General features: G+C 55.3%; 13 protein-coding genes. 6 read left to right on the forward strand and 7 right to left on the reverse strand.

The window, feature by feature from the left end; translation table 11 throughout:
* Positions 1 to 5: 5 nt before the first annotated feature.
* Entirely contained in the window at positions 6 to 899 is an 894-nt protein-coding gene (nadC, locus tag IM303_RS12690; protein ID WP_045259465.1) for a carboxylating nicotinate-nucleotide diphosphorylase, read from the reverse strand.
* An 87-nt stretch (positions 900 to 986) separates the two neighbouring features.
* Here nadC and ampD point away from each other — a divergent pair, with 87 nt between their 5' ends.
* On the forward strand, positions 987 to 1,538 hold the full coding sequence (gene ampD, locus IM303_RS12695) for a 1,6-anhydro-N-acetylmuramyl-L-alanine amidase AmpD (RefSeq protein ID WP_049000512.1): 552 nt from the start codon (positions 987 to 989) through the stop codon (positions 1,536 to 1,538).
* A gap of 9 nt (positions 1,539 to 1,547) precedes the next feature.
* Positions 1,548 to 2,402 (forward strand): beta-lactamase regulator AmpE, encoded by an 855-nt coding sequence (gene ampE / locus IM303_RS12700; RefSeq protein ID WP_041911235.1) that lies wholly within the window; start codon positions 1,548 to 1,550, stop codon positions 2,400 to 2,402.
* A gap of 18 nt (positions 2,403 to 2,420) precedes the next feature.
* Here ampE and IM303_RS12705 read toward each other — a convergent pair whose 3' ends face one another.
* The 4 genes from IM303_RS12705 to IM303_RS12720 form a co-directional block, all read right to left on the reverse strand.
* Positions 2,421 to 3,371, reverse strand: coding sequence for a family 43 glycosylhydrolase (locus IM303_RS12705; protein WP_049000513.1), 951 nt, complete (start codon positions 3,369 to 3,371; stop codon positions 2,421 to 2,423).
* A 10-nt stretch (positions 3,372 to 3,381) separates the two neighbouring features.
* Positions 3,382 to 4,779, reverse strand: coding sequence for a glycoside-pentoside-hexuronide (GPH):cation symporter (locus IM303_RS12710; protein ID WP_049000515.1), 1,398 nt, complete (start codon positions 4,777 to 4,779; stop codon positions 3,382 to 3,384).
* Positions 4,780 to 4,943: 164 nt separating this feature from the next.
* Positions 4,944 to 6,314 carry an aromatic amino acid transporter AroP gene (gene aroP, locus IM303_RS12715; protein WP_028015528.1) on the reverse strand — a complete coding sequence of 457 codons (1,371 nt, stop codon included), beginning with the start codon at positions 6,312 to 6,314 and terminating at the stop codon, positions 4,944 to 4,946.
* Positions 6,315 to 6,360: 46 nt separating this feature from the next.
* Complete coding sequence (locus tag IM303_RS12720) at positions 6,361 to 6,588, reverse strand: hypothetical protein (protein WP_080351077.1); 228 nt, start codon at positions 6,586 to 6,588, stop codon at positions 6,361 to 6,363.
* Between the two features lie 263 nt (positions 6,589 to 6,851).
* Between IM303_RS12720 and pdhR the strand changes: the two genes are divergently transcribed.
* From pdhR to lpdA, 4 genes are all read left to right on the forward strand, one after another.
* The gene (gene pdhR, locus IM303_RS12725; RefSeq protein WP_006173806.1) at positions 6,852 to 7,616 is read left to right on the forward strand and encodes a pyruvate dehydrogenase complex transcriptional repressor PdhR; all 765 of its coding nucleotides are present in this window, start codon (positions 6,852 to 6,854) and stop codon (positions 7,614 to 7,616) included.
* 123 nt (positions 7,617 to 7,739) lie between these two features.
* Positions 7,740 to 10,403 carry a pyruvate dehydrogenase (acetyl-transferring), homodimeric type gene (aceE, locus tag IM303_RS12730; protein ID WP_028015529.1) on the forward strand — a complete coding sequence of 888 codons (2,664 nt, stop codon included), beginning with the start codon at positions 7,740 to 7,742 and terminating at the stop codon, positions 10,401 to 10,403.
* A 14-nt stretch (positions 10,404 to 10,417) separates the two neighbouring features.
* Complete coding sequence (aceF, locus tag IM303_RS12735) at positions 10,418 to 12,316, forward strand: pyruvate dehydrogenase complex dihydrolipoyllysine-residue acetyltransferase (RefSeq protein ID WP_136486631.1); 1,899 nt, start codon at positions 10,418 to 10,420, stop codon at positions 12,314 to 12,316.
* A gap of 175 nt (positions 12,317 to 12,491) precedes the next feature.
* Positions 12,492 to 13,916 (forward strand): dihydrolipoyl dehydrogenase, encoded by a 1,425-nt coding sequence (lpdA, locus tag IM303_RS12740; RefSeq protein ID WP_023332094.1) that lies wholly within the window; start codon positions 12,492 to 12,494, stop codon positions 13,914 to 13,916.
* 52 nt (positions 13,917 to 13,968) lie between these two features.
* Here lpdA and IM303_RS12745 read toward each other — a convergent pair whose 3' ends face one another.
* Both IM303_RS12745 and IM303_RS12750 read right to left on the reverse strand, forming a co-directional pair.
* Positions 13,969 to 14,760 carry a DUF2950 family protein gene (locus IM303_RS12745; RefSeq protein ID WP_048961410.1) on the reverse strand — a complete coding sequence of 264 codons (792 nt, stop codon included), beginning with the start codon at positions 14,758 to 14,760 and terminating at the stop codon, positions 13,969 to 13,971.
* A gap of 10 nt (positions 14,761 to 14,770) precedes the next feature.
* Entirely contained in the window at positions 14,771 to 16,327 is a 1,557-nt protein-coding gene (locus IM303_RS12750; RefSeq protein ID WP_193359997.1) for a DUF3300 domain-containing protein, read from the reverse strand.
* Between the last annotated feature and the right edge of the window lie 747 nt (positions 16,328 to 17,074).

Consider the following 17,074-nt stretch of genomic DNA (forward strand, 5'->3'; position numbering starts at 1 on the left):
GTGCGTTATTTGAAGCGCATTGAGAGATCGAGGGCGCGAACGTGCTTGGTCAGCGCGCCAACGGAGATGTAATCCACGCCGGTTTCGGCGAACTCACGGATCGTCTCGAAAGTGACGTTTCCGGACACTTCAAGCTGGGCCCGGCCGTTGGTCAGTTTCACCGCCTCGCGCATCTGCTCCGTCTCGAAGTTATCGAGCATGATGATATCGGCCCCGGCCTTAATCGCCTGCTCCAGCTCTTCCAGGCTTTCAACTTCCACCTCAACCGGCACATCCGGATGCAGCCAGAAGGCCTTTTCCACCGCCTGACGCACGGAGCCTGAAGCGATAATGTGGTTCTCTTTAATCAGGAAAGCATCGGATAAGCCCAGACGATGGTTTGCGCCGCCGCCGCAGAGCACCGCGTACTTCAGCGCAGTGCGCAGGCCCGGCAGCGTTTTGCGGGTATCAAGCAGTTGGGTACGGGTGCCGGCCAGCAGGTCAACGTAGCGGCGCACTTCACTGGCGACGCCAGAGAGCGTTTGGACAAAATTGAGCGCGGTACGCTCGCCGGTCAGTAATACGCGGGAAGGACCGTCCAGCTCGAACAGCGGCTGATTGGCGGTCACTGCATCACCATCATCAACGTGCCATGTCACCTGTACATCGTCACCCGCCAGCTGAGTAAAGACCTCTTCAACCCAACGCTTGCCGCAGAAAACGCCCTCCTCACGGGTGATAATGACCGCGTGCGAGCGTGTCTCTTTTGGCAACAATTGTGCGGTAATATCTTTATCGGCGTTAACGTCACCCCCCAGGTCTTCTTTCAACGCATGGGCGACGCTTGCCGGAATATCCATATTAATACGTTCCAGAAGCGCTTCACGTCGGTGGTCGGGGTTGTAGCGGCGAGGCGGCATGATAAAACTCCAAATTGGTAACGAATCATAATATTGAAACATGCTACTCTGAACCGAGTCATTGCACCATACAGAAGGAGTTCCAGCATGTTGTTAGAAAACGGATGGCTGGTGGATGCGCGGCATGTGCCCTCGCCGCACCACGACTGCCGCCCGGAGGATGAAAAGCCCACACTGCTGGTGGTTCATAATATTAGCCTCCCGCCGGGTGAGTTTGGCGGCCCGTGGATCGATGCGTTATTCACGGGAACTATAGATCCCAATGCTCATCCCTTCTTCGCTGAGATTGCGCATCTGCGCGTGTCGGCTCACTGCCTGATTCGGCGTGATGGTGAGGTGGTTCAGTATGTTCCTTTTGATAAGCGCGCCTGGCATGCCGGGGTATCGATGTATCACGGGCGCGAACGGTGCAACGATTTCTCGATTGGGATTGAGCTGGAAGGCACGGATACTACCCCCTACACCGATGCCCAGTATCAGCAGCTGGTTGCTATTATCCACACGCTTATCGGACTCTACCCGGCAATCGCCGACAATATTACCGGGCACAGCGATATCGCTCCGGCGAGAAAAACCGATCCCGGCCCGGCATTTGACTGGCCGCGGTTTCGCGCCATGCTTGCCGCGTCGTCAGAATAAGGAGATACCATGACGTTGTTTACCATGCTGCTGGTTATCATCGCCGAACGCCTGTTCAAGCTCGGCGAGCACTGGCAACTGGATCACCGGCTGGAGGTGTTATTCCGCCGCATCAAGCACTTTTCCATGCTGCGCACGCTGCTGATGATGGCGGGCGTCATGCTGATTACCTTCCTGCTGCTGCGCTCGCTGTACGGACTCTTTTTCAACGTGCCGCTGCTGGTGGTGTGGATCCTGCTCGGCGTGCTGTGCATTGGTGCGGGCAAGGTGCGTTTGCACTATCACGCCTACCTGAAAGCCGCCTCCCGTGACGATGCCCACGCGCGCGGCGCGATGGCGAGCGAGCTGACGATGATCCACGGCGTGCCGCCGGACTGCGACGAGCGCGAGTTCCTGCGCGAGCTGCAAAACGCGCTGCTGTGGATTAACTTCCGCTACTACCTTGCTCCGCTGTTCTGGTTTGTGGTGGGCGGCCCGTGGGGGCCGGTACTGCTGATGGGCTATTCGTTCCTGCGCGCCTGGCAGACCTGGCTTGCCCGTTATCTGACGCCGCATGAGCGTTTGCTGTCCGGCATTGATGCCATCCTGCACGTGCTCGACTGGCTTCCGGTGCGTCTGGTGGGCGTGGTGTACGCCTTAATTGGCCACGGTGAAAAAGCGCTGCCCGCATGGTTCGCTTCTCTTGGGGACCGCCATACGTCCCAGTACCAGGTGTTGACGCGCCTGGCGCAGTTCTCGCTGGCGCGCGAACCGCATACCGACAAGATCGAAACGCCAAAAGCCGCCGTTTCAATGGCGAAGAAAACCTCGTTTGTGGTGGTGGTGATTGTGGCGCTGCTGACGATTTACGGCACGCTGGTGTAACCCAGCGCGCCGCAGAGGCTATAACGTATCCGCAGGCGGGATGCCGAAATCAGGCATCCCGTTTTCGTCCCAGCGGACAAGCTTCAGGCGAGTATGACGGTTCGGATCGTAAAGCGGATCGCCTTCAATTTCGGTGTAATTTCTTGCGTGGTATACCAATACATCTTCCCCTTCCGGCGTTTGCGTAAAGCTGTTGTGGCCTGGCCCGTACTGGCGGTTCTCGTAGCTGGTGACGAAAACCGGGCGAGGGGATTTGTGCCAGTTTGCCGGGTTTTGCGGATCGGCGTTCAGGTCTATCCACAGTAACCCCATGCAGTAGTTCTCATCGGTGGCGCTGGCGGAGTAGCTGATAAACAGCTTATCGCCGTGAACCAGCACCGCCGGACCTTCGTTGACCCAGAAACCACGGCATTCCCAGTCGTATTCTGGCTTGCTGAGCATCACCGGCTCGCCTTTCAGCGTCCACGGGTTCTCCATTTCGCACAGATAGAGGTTAGAGTTACCGGAAATATCCGGGGCTTTTTGCGCCCACAGGTACCAGCGTTTGCCCTGATGAACAAAGGTGGTGGCGTCCAGGGCGAAGGTGTCGAACGGGGTGTTGATTTGCCCTTTCTCGATCCAGGTACCGCTGAGCGGATCGCGGTCCGCACACTCAATCGCAAACATGCGGTGCTGGAACATCCCGAGCGCGTCGAGCGCCTGGGTGTGCGTGGCGGCAAAATAGATGTACCACTTTCCGTCAATGTGGTGCAGTTCTGGCGCCCAGATTAGCTGGCTCATCGGGCCGGTCTCGGGTTTGCGCCAGACCACCACTTCTTCGGCATGACGTAAGCCTTCCAGCGAGTCTGCGCGGCGGATCGCCAGCCTGTCGTACTGCGGCACGGAGGCAATAAAATAGTACTGTCCCTCATGGCGTAAAATGTACGGGTCGGCGCGTTGTTCGATAAACGGGTTTGGCCAGTTATGCATGCGGCTTTCCTTATTTAGTCTCAGCGGCTTTGAGTTCCTGATAGTCATTCAGCTCGCGGTAATTGTTGCGGCGTTTTTCCAGATCGGACTGGATCTGCTTCATGGTCTCACGGTCCACTTTCAGCAGACGTACCACCCCAGCGGTAATTAAGTATCCAATGCCCGGAATGACGGTAAAGAGCAGCACGATCCCGTTAATGGCGTCCGCGCTTTGCGCTTTTGCGCCCGCGTCATAACCGTACCAGGAGAGCAGGAAGCCGACCATCGCACCGGCAATCGCCAGGCCCAGTTTCAGGAAGAAGATGTTACCCGAGAAGCTGATCCCGGTGATGCGTTTTCCGGTTTTCCACTCGCCGTAGTCGTCCACATCGGCCATTAGCGACCAGTGCAGTGGAGACGGGATCTGGTGCAGGATGTTCAGCAGGAAATAGAGCACCACGATGGTAACGGTGGCTTTCGGGTCGAAGAAATAGAAGGCGCAGGAGAATGCCGCCAGCACGATATTGGTCCAGAAGAAGACCTTCAGCTTACACCAGCGGTCGGTCAGCACTTTCGCCAGCACGCTGCCAAGCATCATGCCGACAACGCCCAGGCTGATAAACAGCGTGGCGAAGTGGGTGCTCTGGCCCATCACCCAGGTGACGTAATACATGGTCGCCGCCATGCGGATAAAGCCCGGGCAGACGTTGCACAGCGTGAGCAGCAAAATGCGCACCCACTGGTCGTTTTTCCACACGTCTTTCAGGTCGTTTTTCAGTTCGTCGTTGGTTTGCACTGCCGGACGCACGCGCTCGCGCACGGTGGCGAAGCAGAACAGGAACATACAGGTACCAATCAGCGCCAGGACAGTCATCGCCATCTGGTAGCCTTTGGCTTTGTTATCCCCGCCAAACCAGTCGGCCATCGGCAGCAGCGTTAAGGAGAGCAGCAGCGTGGCGATGCCGACCAGCACGAAGCGATACGACTGGCAGGCCACGCGCTCTTTTGGATCGTTGGTGATCACCCCACCTAACGAGCAGTAAGGGATGTTGATGGCCGTATAGGTTAACGAGAGCAGGAAGTAGGTGACAAACGCATAGATAACTTTGCTGTTATAGCTCCACTCCGGGGTGGTGAACATCAGAATGCTGAACAGCGCGTAGGGGAACGCAATCCACAGCAGCCATGGACGAAACCGGCCATATTTACTGCGGGTACGGTCGGCAATCGCCCCCATAATCGGGTCCGTTACGGCATCAATTACGCGGACGGACAGCAGCAGCACGCCGACCAGCGCAGGCGCCAGGCCAAAAATATCCGTATAGAAATAGTTAACAAACAGCATGATGGCGCCGAAGATGATGTTGCATCCCGCGTCGCCCATCCCATAGCCGATCTTTTCTTTTACTGACAGTTTGTTGTTATCCATCGACAGCTCTCCGGTTTACGGTATGGGGAGAATTATTCGCTGGCAAAGGAATATATGCGTTGCAGTATCAGGGCGGTGATATGGATAAATGTGCTATTGGCGTGAAAGTGTGAAGGAGGTAACAACGCGCAGCACCCGCAAAAACAGGTGCCGCGGCGAGAGGTTTAGTGCGCCTTCATGGCATTACGGCTTTTCTGGCTGAAGAGATAGCCAACGCCAAGGATCGCAATCCAGACCGGGATCAGGTAGACGGAAATCGCCATGCCCGGCGTGATCAGCATGATCACCAGCACGGCCGCCATAAACAGCAGGCAAATCCAGTTACCCAGCGGATAGAGCAGGGCAGGGAAGCGCGTGGTGACGCCCTGCTGCTGTTTCGCGCGGCGGAACTTCATGTGCGCCAGGCTGATCATCGCCCAGTTGATAACCAGAGCAGAGACTACCAGCGCCATCAGCAGGCCAAACGCCGATTCCGGTGCCATGTAGTTAATCAGCACGCACAGCGCGGTCACGATGGCTGAAACAATGATGGTATTCACCGGCACGCCGCGTTTATCCACGTTGAGCAGCATCTTCGGCGCGTTGCCCTGCTGGGCCAGGCCGAACAGCATACGGCTGTTGCAGTATACGCAGCTGTTGTAAACGGAGAGCGCTGCGGTCAGCACCACGATGTTCAGGGCGTTGGCGACAAAGGTATCGCCCAGCTCGTGGAAGATGAGAACAAACGGGCTGGTGTCAGCGGTAACGCGCGTCCACGGCAGCAGGGAGAGCAGCACGGCCAGTGAGCCCACATAGAAGATCAGAATACGGTAGATAACCTGATTTGTGGCTTTCGGGATGCTTTGCTCCGGGTTATCGGCTTCGGCGGCGGTAATACCCACCAGCTCCAGGCCGCCGAAGGAGAACATAATGATTGCCATCATCATCACCAGACCGGTCATGCCGTGAGGCAGGAAGCCGCCCTGTTCCCAGAGGTTACGCACGGTAGCCTGCGGGCCGCCGTTGCCGCTGAACAGCAGCCAGCCACCGAAGATAATCATCGCCACAACGGCAATGACTTTGATAATGGCAAACCAGAACTCCATCTCGCCGAACACTTTTACGTTGGTCAGGTTAATGGCGTTGATAATCACGAAGAAGGCTGCAGCAGACGCCCATGTTGGGATCTCCGGATACCAGAACTGAATGTACTTCCCGACGGCGGTCAGCTCGGCCATAGCAACCAGAACGTACAGCACCCAGTAGTTCCAGCCGGAGGCGAAGCCCGCAAAACTGCCCCAGTATTTATAGGCAAAGTGGCTGAACGAGCCTGCGACCGGCTCTTCAACGACCATTTCGCCAAGCTGGCGCATGATCAGAAAAGCAATGAAACCCGCAATCGCGTAACCCAAAATAATACCCGGACCGGCTGACTGGATAACGGATGCGCTGCCCAGAAACAGGCCGGTACCAATCGCACCGCCCAGTGCGATGAGCTGTATATGGCGGTTTTTAAGTCCGCGCTTTAGCTGATCGCCGTGCTGTTGAGCTTCCATTTGAAACCTCGTGTGTGGTTGTTATGTTCACGCTGTGCGTGTGTAATTATGAAAGTCCATATTCTGTATTTATTTCTTTACGGTTAAACAAACCGAAAAAAGCGGAGAAGACTTCCGTACGCGCCAGAATAGTGGTAAGCGCCTGCGAATGCACCTGCTTTATGAAGGGATGCTGACGACTTGAATAAAAAGAAAGCATTTGTAAATCGGCCCGCTTATTCTTCCTAACCCAACCTATAGAATAGAAATGCTTCTTAAGTGGGCGAATTTTCATTATTTGCCATGTTGAATCGCTTCAGATTGCAAAACCCCTCGTTTCATTATGGTTAAAACTCCCTCTTTGGGAGTAATCAACACATTTGTGCAAAGTTACATTTCTGAAACGTTATTTCTGTAAGGTTGTTAAAATGTGCAGGGTTTACTGATTTCAATCAAAACCAATATGGACAGAAGGTGAATACTTTGTTACTTTAGCGATACGAACTAGAAATTGGTAAGACCAATTGACTCCGGGCAAAAAGGCGTAAGACAGGGAATATGGCCTACAGCAAAATTCGCCAACCAAAACTATCTGATGTGATTGAGCAGCAGCTGGAGTTTTTAATCCTCGAAGGGACTCTGCGCCCGGGTGAGAAACTTCCGCCAGAACGCGAGCTGGCAAAACAGTTCGACGTTTCACGTCCCTCTCTGCGTGAGGCGATTCAACGCCTCGAAGCAAAGGGCTTGCTGCTTCGTCGCCAGGGCGGCGGAACCTTTGTGCAAAACAGCCTGTGGCAGAGCTTCAGCGATCCGCTGGTAGAACTTCTCTCTGACCACCCAGAATCCCAGTTTGACCTGCTTGAGACCCGTCACGCGCTTGAAGGTATTGCGGCCTATTACGCCGCCCTTCGCAGCACTGATGAAGATCGCGTGCGTATCCGCGAACTGCATCAGGCCATTGAACGGGCACAGCAGTCCGGCGATTTAGACGCCGAGTCCAGCGCCGTTGTCCAGTATCAAATCGCCGTCACCGAAGCGGCACACAACGTGGTGCTCCTCCATCTGCTACGCTGCATGGAGCCGATGCTGGCCCAGAACGTTCGTCAGAATTTTGAATTGTTGTATGCCCGTCGGGAGATGCTCCCGCTGGTAAGCAACCATCGCACCCGAGTATTCGAGGCGATAATGGCCGGGGAGCCGGAGCAGGCGCGCGAAGCGTCGCACCGTCACCTGGCTTTCATTGAGGAAATCTTGCTGGACCGCAGCCGTGAACAATCGCGTCGCGAACGTTCATTACGCCGCATACAGCAACGAAAGGATTAAGCGCCAGGTACTTTTAGAGCGCGGCAACTAAACGCAGAACCTGTCTTATTGTGTTCTTGCCCAAGAGCACAATGGGACAGGTTCCAGACAAATCAACGTATTAGATAGATAAGGAATACCCCCATGTCAGAACGTCTCCAAAATGACGTGGATCCGATCGAAACTCGCGACTGGCTACAGGCGATCGAATCGGTCATCCGTGAAGAAGGTGTTGAGCGCGCTCAGTATCTGATTGATCAGCTGCTTTCTGAAGCTCGCAAAGGCGGCGTGAAGGTTGCTTCAGGTGCAGGGGCTAGCAACTACGTAAACACGATTGCCGTTGAAGACGAACCGGAATACCCGGGCAATCTGGATCTGGAACGTCGTATCCGTTCTGCAATCCGCTGGAACGCCATCATGACCGTTCTGCGCGCGTCCAAGAAAGACCTGGAACTGGGTGGCCACATGGCGTCCTTCCAGTCTTCTGCGACCGTTTACGAAGTGTGCTTCAACCACTTCTTCCGTGCAGCTAACGAGAAAGACGGCGGCGATCTGGTGTACTTCCAGGGCCACATCTCTCCGGGCATCTATGCACGTGCATTCCTGGAAGGTCGTCTGACTGAAGAGCAGATGAACAACTTCCGTCAGGAAGTTCACGGTAAAGGTCTGTCTTCTTATCCGCACCCTAAACTGATGCCTGAATTCTGGCAGTTCCCGACCGTATCTATGGGTCTGGGCCCAATCGGTGCGATCTACCAGGCTAAATTCCTGAAGTATCTGGAACACCGTGGTCTGAAAGACACCTCTGAGCAGACCGTTTACGCCTTCCTGGGCGACGGCGAAATGGATGAGCCAGAATCTAAAGGTGCGATCACCATCGCAACCCGTGAGAAGCTGGACAACCTGTGCTTCATCATCAACTGTAACCTGCAGCGTCTGGATGGTCCGGTAACCGGTAACGGCAAGATCATCAACGAACTGGAAGGCATCTTCGCAGGTGCTGGCTGGAACGTGATCAAAGTCATGTGGGGTTCCCGTTGGGACGAACTGCTGCGTAAAGACACCAGCGGTAAACTGATCCAGCTGATGAACGAAACCGTTGACGGCGATTATCAGACCTTCAAATCCAAAGACGGTGCCTACGTGCGTGAGCACTTCTTCGGCAAATATCCAGAAACCGCAGCGCTGGTTGCCGACTGGACTGATGAGCAGATCTGGGCCCTGAACCGCGGTGGTCACGATCCGAAGAAAATCTACGCTGCACTGAAAAAAGCGCGTGAAACCAAAGGTAAAGCGACTGTAATCCTGGCCCACACCATCAAAGGTTACGGCATGGGTGATACCGCAGAAGGTAAAAACATCGCTCACCAGGTTAAGAAAATGAACATGGACGGCGTGCGCTATATCCGCGACCGTTTCAACGTTCCAGTGACCGATGAGCAGGTAGAAAACCTGTCTTACATCACCTTCCCGGAAGGCTCTGAAGAGCACAAGTACCTGCACGAACGTCGTCAGGCGCTGAAAGGCTACCTGCCAGCTCGTCAGCCTAACTTCACCGAGAAGCTGGAACTGCCAGCGCTGGAAGACTTCTCTCAGCTGCTGGAAGAGCAGAACAAAGAGATCTCTACCACCATCGCTTTCGTTCGTGCCCTGAACGTGATGCTGAAGAACAAGTCGATCAAAGATCGTCTGGTTCCAATCATCGCCGACGAAGCGCGTACTTTCGGTATGGAAGGTCTGTTCCGTCAGATCGGTATTTACAGCCCGAACGGCCAGCAGTACACCCCGCAGGACCGTGAGCAGGTTGCATACTACAAAGAAGACGAGAAAGGTCAGATTCTGCAGGAAGGTATCAACGAGCTGGGCGCAGGCGCATCCTGGCTGGCTGCTGCGACTTCATACAGCACCAACAACCTGCCGATGATTCCGTTCTACATTTACTACTCCATGTTCGGGTTCCAGCGTATTGGTGACCTGTGCTGGCAGGCAGGCGACCAGCAGGCTCGCGGCTTCCTGATCGGTGGTACTTCTGGACGTACGACTCTGAACGGTGAAGGTCTGCAGCACGAAGATGGCCACAGCCACATTCAGTCTCTGACTATCCCGAACTGTATCTCTTACGACCCGTCCTACGCGTACGAAGTTGCTGTCATCATGCATGACGGCCTGCAGCGCATGTACGGTGAAGCGCAAGAGAACATTTACTACTACATCACCACCCTGAACGAAAACTACCACATGCCGGCAATGCCAGCAGGTGCCGAGGAAGGTATCCGTAAAGGTATCTACAAACTCGAAACCATTGAAGGTAGCAAAGGTAAAGTTCAGCTGCTGGGCTCCGGTTCTATCCTGCGTCACGTTCGTGAAGCAGCGCAGATCCTGGCGAAAGACTACGGCGTGGGTTCCGACGTGTACTCTGTGACTTCCTTCACCGAACTGGCGCGTGATGGCCAGGATTGTGAGCGCTGGAACATGCTGCACCCAATGGAAACCCCACGCGTTCCGTACATCGCTCAGGTGATGAACGACGCGCCAGCGGTGGCGTCCACTGACTATATGAAACTGTTCGCTGAGCAGGTTCGTACATACGTTCCAGCTGATGATTATCGCGTACTGGGTACTGACGGCTTCGGTCGTTCTGACAGCCGCGAAAACCTGCGTCACCACTTCGAAGTTGATGCTTCTTACGTGGTTGTAGCAGCACTGGGCGAACTGGCTAAACGTGGCGAAATCGATAAGAAAGTGGTTGCGGACGCAATTACCAAATTCAACATCGATGCAGAAAAAGTTAACCCGCGTCTGGCGTAAGAGGTAAAAGAATAATGGCTATCGAAATCAAAGTACCGGACATCGGGGCTGATGAAGTTGAAATCACCGAGATCCTGGTCAAAGTGGGCGACAAAGTTGAAGCTGAACAGTCGCTCATCACCGTAGAAGGCGATAAAGCCTCTATGGAAGTCCCGTCTCCTCAGGCTGGCATCGTTAAGGAGATCAAAGTCTCCGTTGGCGATAAAACCGAGACCGGCAAACTGATCATGATTTTCGATTCCGCCGACGGTGCAGCAGCTGCTGCACCTGCGCAGGAAGAGAAGAAAGAAGCCGCTCCGGCCGCCGCTGCTCCAGCAGCTGCCGCAGCAGCGAAAGAAGTGAACGTGCCTGACATCGGCGGTGACGAAGTTGAAGTCACTGAAATCCTGGTGAAAGTGGGCGATACCGTTGCGGCCGAGCAGTCACTGATCACCGTAGAAGGCGACAAAGCCTCTATGGAAGTACCAGCGCCATTCGCCGGTACCGTAAAAGAGATCAAGATCAACACCGGCGATAAAGTGTCTACCGGGTCGCTTATCATGATCTTCGAAGTGGCGGGTGCTGCACCTGCTGCCGCGCCAGCACAGGCCGCTGCTCCGGCTCCGGCCGCTGCACCAGCCGCTGCTGGCGGTGCGAAAGACGTTAACGTACCGGACATCGGCGGTGACGAAGTTGAAGTCACCGAAGTGATGGTAAAAGTGGGCGACAAAGTTGCCGCTGAACAGTCACTGATCACCGTTGAAGGCGACAAGGCTTCCATGGAAGTGCCTGCGCCGTTCGCCGGTACCGTTAAAGAGATCAAAATCAGCACCGGCGACAAAGTGTCTACCGGCTCCCTGATCATGGTCTTCGAAGTGGAAGGCGCTGCGCCTGCCGCAGCTCCGGCTGCCGCGGCTGCTCCAGCACCTGCTGCTGCACCGGCTCAGGCTGCTAAACCAGCCGCTGCCCCTGCTGCAAAAGCAGAAAAATCAGAGTTCGCTGAAAACGACGCTTACGTCCACGCGACTCCGCTGATTCGTCGCCTGGCGCGCGAATTCGGTGTGAACCTGGCGAAAGTGAAAGGTACCGGCCGTAAGGGGCGTATCCTGCGCGAAGACGTTCAGGCTTACGTGAAAGACGCGGTGAAACGCGCCGAAGCTGCACCTGCGGCAGCCGCTGGCGGCGGTATCCCGGGCATGCTGCCATGGCCGAAAGTGGACTTCAGCAAGTTCGGCGAAATCGAAGAAGTGGAGCTGGGCCGTATCCAGAAAATCTCTGGTGCGAACCTGAGCCGTAACTGGGTGATGATCCCGCACGTTACCCACTTCGACAAAACCGATATCACCGATCTGGAAGCGTTCCGTAAACAGCAGAACGCCGAAGCCGAGAAGCGTAAGCTGGACGTGAAATTCACCCCAGTGGTCTTCATCATGAAAGCCGTTGCCGCTGCTCTGGAGCAGATGCCACGCTTCAACAGCTCCCTGTCCGAAGACGGCCAGAAGCTGACGCTGAAGAAATACATCAACATCGGTGTTGCGGTAGATACGCCAAATGGTCTGGTTGTTCCGGTATTCAAAGACGTGAACAAGAAGAGCATCACTGAGCTGTCCCGTGAACTGACCACCATCTCCAAGAAAGCGCGTGATGGTAAGCTGACTGCCGGCGAAATGCAGGGCGGCTGCTTCACTATCTCCAGCATCGGCGGCCTGGGTACCACCCACTTCGCGCCGATTGTGAACGCGCCGGAAGTGGCTATCCTCGGTGTGTCCAAGTCCGCGATGGAGCCGGTGTGGAATGGCAAAGAGTTCGTGCCGCGTCTGATGATGCCAATCTCTCTGTCCTTCGACCACCGCGTGATCGACGGGGCTGATGGTGCGCGTTTCATCACCATCATCAACAACATGCTGAGCGACATTCGCCGCCTGGTGATGTAATCGAAAAGCCGGCCAGTCGGCCGGCTTTTTTCTGATAATCTCATGGTGTTTATGAGGTTATTGGTGAAAGCGACAATTCGTGAGCCGTTTGTTGTTTCAAAATTGTTAACAATTTTGTAAACTGCGGGCGGATAGAACGACCCGGTGGACGACGGGTATAAACTAAGAGGTCATGATGAGCACAGAAATCAAAACTCAGGTCGTAGTACTTGGGGCAGGCCCGGCAGGTTACTCCGCAGCATTCCGCGCCGCGGATTTAGGTCTGGAAACCGTCATCGTAGAGCGTTACAGCACCCTCGGCGGTGTTTGTCTGAACGTCGGCTGTATCCCTTCTAAAGCGCTGCTGCACGTAGCGAAAGTTATCGAAGAAGCCAAAGCGCTGGCTGAACACGGTATCGTCTTCGGCGAGCCGAAAACCGATATCGACAAAATTCGTACCTGGAAAGAGAAAGTTATCACTCAGCTGACCGGCGGTCTGGCGGGTATGGCCAAAGGCCGTAAAGTGAAAGTGGTAAACGGTCTGGGTAAATTCACCGGTGCGAACACCCTGGAAGTGGAAGGCGAAAACGGCAAAACCGTGATCAACTTCGACAACGCGATCATCGCGGCAGGCTCTCGCCCAATCGAACTGCCATTCATCCCACATGAAGATCCACGCGTGTGGGATTCCACCGATGCCCTGGAGCTGAAAACCGTTCCTAAGCGTCTGCTGGTTATGGGCGGCGGTATCATCGGTCTGGAAATGGGTACCGTGTACCATGCGCTGGGTTCAGACATTGACGTGGTTGAAATGTTCGACCAGGTTATCCCGGCTGCTGACAAAGATATCGTTAAAGTCTTCACCAAGCGCATCAGCAAGAAGTTTAACCTGATGCTGGAAACCAAAGTGACTGCCGTTGAAGCGAAAGAAGACGGTATTTACGTTTCCATGGAAGGCAAAAAAGCCCCATCCGAACCACAGCGTTACGACGCCGTGCTGGTGGCTATCGGTCGTGTACCGAACGGTAAAAACCTCGACGCGGGCAAGGCTGGCGTGGAAGTGGACGACCGTGGCTTCATCCGCGTTGACAAACAGCTGCGCACCAACGTGCCGCACATCTTTGCTATCGGCGACATCGTCGGTCAGCCAATGCTGGCGCACAAAGGCGTTCACGAAGGTCACGTTGCTGCTGAAGTTATCGCCGGCATGAAGCACTACTTCGATCCGAAAGTGATCCCATCTATCGCGTACACCGAGCCAGAAGTTGCATGGGTCGGTCTGACCGAGAAAGAAGCGAAAGAGAAAGGCATCAGCTACGAAACCGCCACCTTCCCGTGGGCTGCTTCTGGCCGTGCTATCGCTTCCGACTGCGCAGACGGTATGACCAAACTGATCTTCGACAAAGAGACTCACCGCGTAATCGGTGGTGCGATTGTCGGTACCAACGGCGGTGAGCTGCTGGGTGAAATCGGTCTGGCTATCGAAATGGGCTGTGATGCGGAAGACATCGCGCTGACCATCCACGCGCACCCGACGCTGCACGAGTCCGTGGGCCTGGCGGCTGAAGTGTTTGAAGGTAGCATCACTGACCTGCCAAACGCGAAAGCGAAGAAGAAATAAGTTTCTTCAGATGAAAAAAGCGGCCTGAGGCCGCTTTTTTTATGCGCGGCGTTCAGGGGGCTACAGGCTGCCAGGTGTTATCAGGTGCGTATGAGGCCAGCGCCCGGGCCTTCTGCTCCGAATCGCTGCCGAGATCGGACTGGTACACCTTGTCGTCCTGGTTTATCACAAAGCTCATGACGCCTGTCTGACCATAGCTGACAGGCCACGCCACCATCGCGAAACCGTGATTATCGGGCAGGATGCGGAAGCGATAGCCATGGTAACCCGCGCCTGGCTCTTTAGGGCTAAATGCCGGACCAAGCGGGCTTGGCGCTTCGCCGGGCGAGACGGGCCAGTACAGACCGTCCTTTTTCCCCTCAGAACTGACAATCTTCTGCGCGTATTTCTGGTTCATTGCGAAATAGCTCTGCTGAGCGGCCACGTAAGCATGCAGGGCTTCGATGGCGGCAAGTTCGTTGCGCCCAATTTCGCGGGTCAGGATCTCCTCGGCGCCTTCTTTGATGTCAAACTGCCAGCCGGAGGCGGTTTTGATCACCGGAATGGGAAGTTGCCAGCCGCTGTCTCCGACAACCAGATGCGCTTTATCGCCTTCGACAATGGTGTTATGACGGACTTTCCAGTCGCGCAGAAAGCGATCGACTGCGTCAGGATCAACGCCTTCAGGGGGCAGGAAGTCGCGCCAGTTCTCACCGAGCAGGTTGCTCATCGCGCTTTCGTTTTGATCGCGGATGGCGCTTTCCAGCGCATTGGTAGCCTGTTCTGGTGAACTGAAGGATTGCTGCGCCATGACGGTCGCCGAGACCATGAACAACACCATTCCACTGAGTAATTTACGTTTCATGTCGGCTCCCTTAGCGATGACGGAATTCACGGTGTTCAGCACGTCCAGCCGCTGCCGGGCGTAGCTGCTGCTGACGAGCGGCGAGGTGTCTGCTTTGCGCCCCACGCTGCTGCTGCGCCTGCCAGTTGGCGGAACGGCTGTCGTTGCCGCTCAGTGCATTGGCCCGGAGTTGACTGTTTCGCTGCTGGAAGGGACGTTGCTGAGTGGGCTGAACCCGTTTCTCTTGTCTCTGCGCGGCGGTCTGGCGGTTTTCTCGCTGCTGCGTGGTGGCCCGCTTCGCCGTCTGCGGTTTGGTGTCATAGCCACGGTAGTTATTGCGCTGAGAAATCTGTTTCAGCTGTTCACTTGAGGCCTGTCGCTGCGCCGCTTTCGTGCCCGGGCGTGCAGTCTGTGGGAAGGTTTTACCTGTCGATTTCTCCATCTGGCTCAGCGCCGCCTCACGCTGGCTATCGCGATTAACCGGTTGTTGCGTTGCACTAAGCCCCGTGGCCGTGTTGGTGGAGTGGAAACGCGTGTTGAGCTGGTTTGTCGGGTAGGGGACACCTTCCCGATAGGCCGGGTTGTGCTGCCAGGTACGGTTGGCGTCCGTCAGACGTTGTCCGCTGATTTTATTGAAGTTCTCAACGTTAATATTGATGTTGTTATCACCGTTGCGGTTGTAGCCGCCGTGATTATCCCAGTCACCGTCATGATGATGGTCCCAGTCATCGTCATCATCCCAGTCGATATTGCTGAAGATGGCATAAGTTGTGGCGACACCGAGGCTGAAACCTAAGCCGTTGACGAAGCTGTTGCCAAACTGCTCCCCGGGTGACGGCGGGAGATAGGTTGGCGGATAAGCGGTGTTGGGCCAGGTTCCGTAAACCGTATTGGGATTATAGGTGGGGACGTAAACCACCTGCGGGTCGGCAGATTCAATTTTGATCACCGTCGGGGCCGGTGCGGACGTGGTGGTTGACGTTGACTCGGTGGTGCTGGTTTTTGCCGGTGCGGGTTTCGTTACCGTGGTGACCGTCTGCTGAGGCGTAGATTGCAAGGCGCCGGTCTTCTGCGCCAGCGCGCGCAACCGTTGTACCGAATCCATTACATCTTTCGGCTGCGCGAGAAACGCATCGCCCAGATTTTGTACCCACGGCGGATTCTCTCCCATCAGCGACATAAGCTGAGGAAACGCGACCAGGGATTTTACGCTGGGATCCCAGGGCTGGCTGGCAACGGCCTGAATCGCGGCGTCCCCTTCCATTTTGGGGTTGTCTTTGGACCACTGCGCCGCTTGAATCACGTTGGCCGGATAGGTCGAGGCCATCAGGATCTGTGACAGCAGAGCATCCGGGTAGAGCGCGATGGGGGCAACCCACTGATCGATTTGCGCGGCAGTGTAGGTTGGCGCGACGACAGGGGCGGGTTGTGCTACTGCCGGCGTAGCCGGAGCAACTGGCTGTTGCGCGACGGGGGCCGACGCAACGGGTTCCGTTGCACGACTTTTGACAAACATGACGCCTGAGGCGGCAAACAGCCCAGCACTGCACAGAAGGACAAGCAGATGTGGCTTAAAGGGCAACTTCATAAAATGACTCCAACGAGACAGGCGCTGTGCCGTGAGGCGTTACGGTTGGCGTGAGTATTATTCACCCGTCTTTTACTGTTTTGACTTTTATTGGGAAGCGTCCGGTACGTCCGGATAAAGAGTGTGAGTATTTATTACACAATTATATGCGATGCGGGAAAAGGCGCCGGGAATTCAGAAGACCGCTCTTACGAGCGGCCAGCAGCTAGTTGCCGAGGTTGACGACAAACAGCACCGTGATGTCGGATATGTTCCAGCCACCGTGCAGCGCGGTAAGCAGTAAACCGATCGCAACGATCAGCGCAGTGATTCGCATCTCCATTGCGTGCGTTCCTGTACAGGCTACGCGGGTTCCTTCTTCACCGGAAAAGGCAGAACCAGGCAAATGAGTACATTGCCGCGTAGGTTACGGAACTGCTTCCGGGCCCGGTGACTGGTTGCTACACCAGCGAAGCAGGCCGGGGGCAACAGTATTACAGCCGAAATGGACTGAAAAGAGGTGAAATGCAGTTTCATCCTTTTACATTCGAAACTGGATGGCGGCTCGTAAATACAAAATATGTGCTTGCGGATCTGCATACTCAGGAGCATTATTCATGCCGAGTGCATTGCCGCAAATCTGCCAACCCGGTGTGCTACCACCGCAAGGCAACAAAATAACCGCTATCAGGCGGTTTTTTTGTCCCCAAAATTCACCTCTCCTCCCCGCTACACCATGCTTAACGATTCAGCAAACTTTTTAATGTT

Source organism: Enterobacter cloacae complex sp. P38RS (assembly GCF_014930775.1).
Classification (GTDB): Bacteria; Pseudomonadota; Gammaproteobacteria; order Enterobacterales; family Enterobacteriaceae; genus Enterobacter; species Enterobacter bugandensis.

Bases quoted from the DNA above. Each gene is read 5' to 3' on its own strand.
- nadC (WP_045259465.1), bottom strand. From the start codon at position 899: ATGCCGCCTCGCCGCTACAACCCCGACCACCGACGTGAAGCGCTTCTG.
- ampD (WP_049000512.1), top strand. From the start codon at position 987: ATGTTGTTAGAAAACGGATGGCTGGTGGATGCGCGGCATGTGCCCTCG.
- ampE (WP_041911235.1), top strand. From the start codon at position 1,548: ATGACGTTGTTTACCATGCTGCTGGTTATCATCGCCGAACGCCTGTTC.
- IM303_RS12705 (WP_049000513.1), bottom strand. From the start codon at position 3,371: ATGCATAACTGGCCAAACCCGTTTATCGAACAACGCGCCGACCCGTAC.
- IM303_RS12710 (WP_049000515.1), bottom strand. From the start codon at position 4,779: ATGGATAACAACAAACTGTCAGTAAAAGAAAAGATCGGCTATGGGATG.
- aroP (WP_028015528.1), bottom strand. From the start codon at position 6,314: ATGGAAGCTCAACAGCACGGCGATCAGCTAAAGCGCGGACTTAAAAAC.
- IM303_RS12720 (WP_080351077.1), bottom strand. From the start codon at position 6,588: ATGAAAATTCGCCCACTTAAGAAGCATTTCTATTCTATAGGTTGGGTT.
- pdhR (WP_006173806.1), top strand. From the start codon at position 6,852: ATGGCCTACAGCAAAATTCGCCAACCAAAACTATCTGATGTGATTGAG.
- aceE (WP_028015529.1), top strand. From the start codon at position 7,740: ATGTCAGAACGTCTCCAAAATGACGTGGATCCGATCGAAACTCGCGAC.
- aceF (WP_136486631.1), top strand. From the start codon at position 10,418: ATGGCTATCGAAATCAAAGTACCGGACATCGGGGCTGATGAAGTTGAA.
- lpdA (WP_023332094.1), top strand. From the start codon at position 12,492: ATGAGCACAGAAATCAAAACTCAGGTCGTAGTACTTGGGGCAGGCCCG.
- IM303_RS12745 (WP_048961410.1), bottom strand. From the start codon at position 14,760: ATGAAACGTAAATTACTCAGTGGAATGGTGTTGTTCATGGTCTCGGCG.
- IM303_RS12750 (WP_193359997.1), bottom strand. From the start codon at position 16,327: ATGAAGTTGCCCTTTAAGCCACATCTGCTTGTCCTTCTGTGCAGTGCT.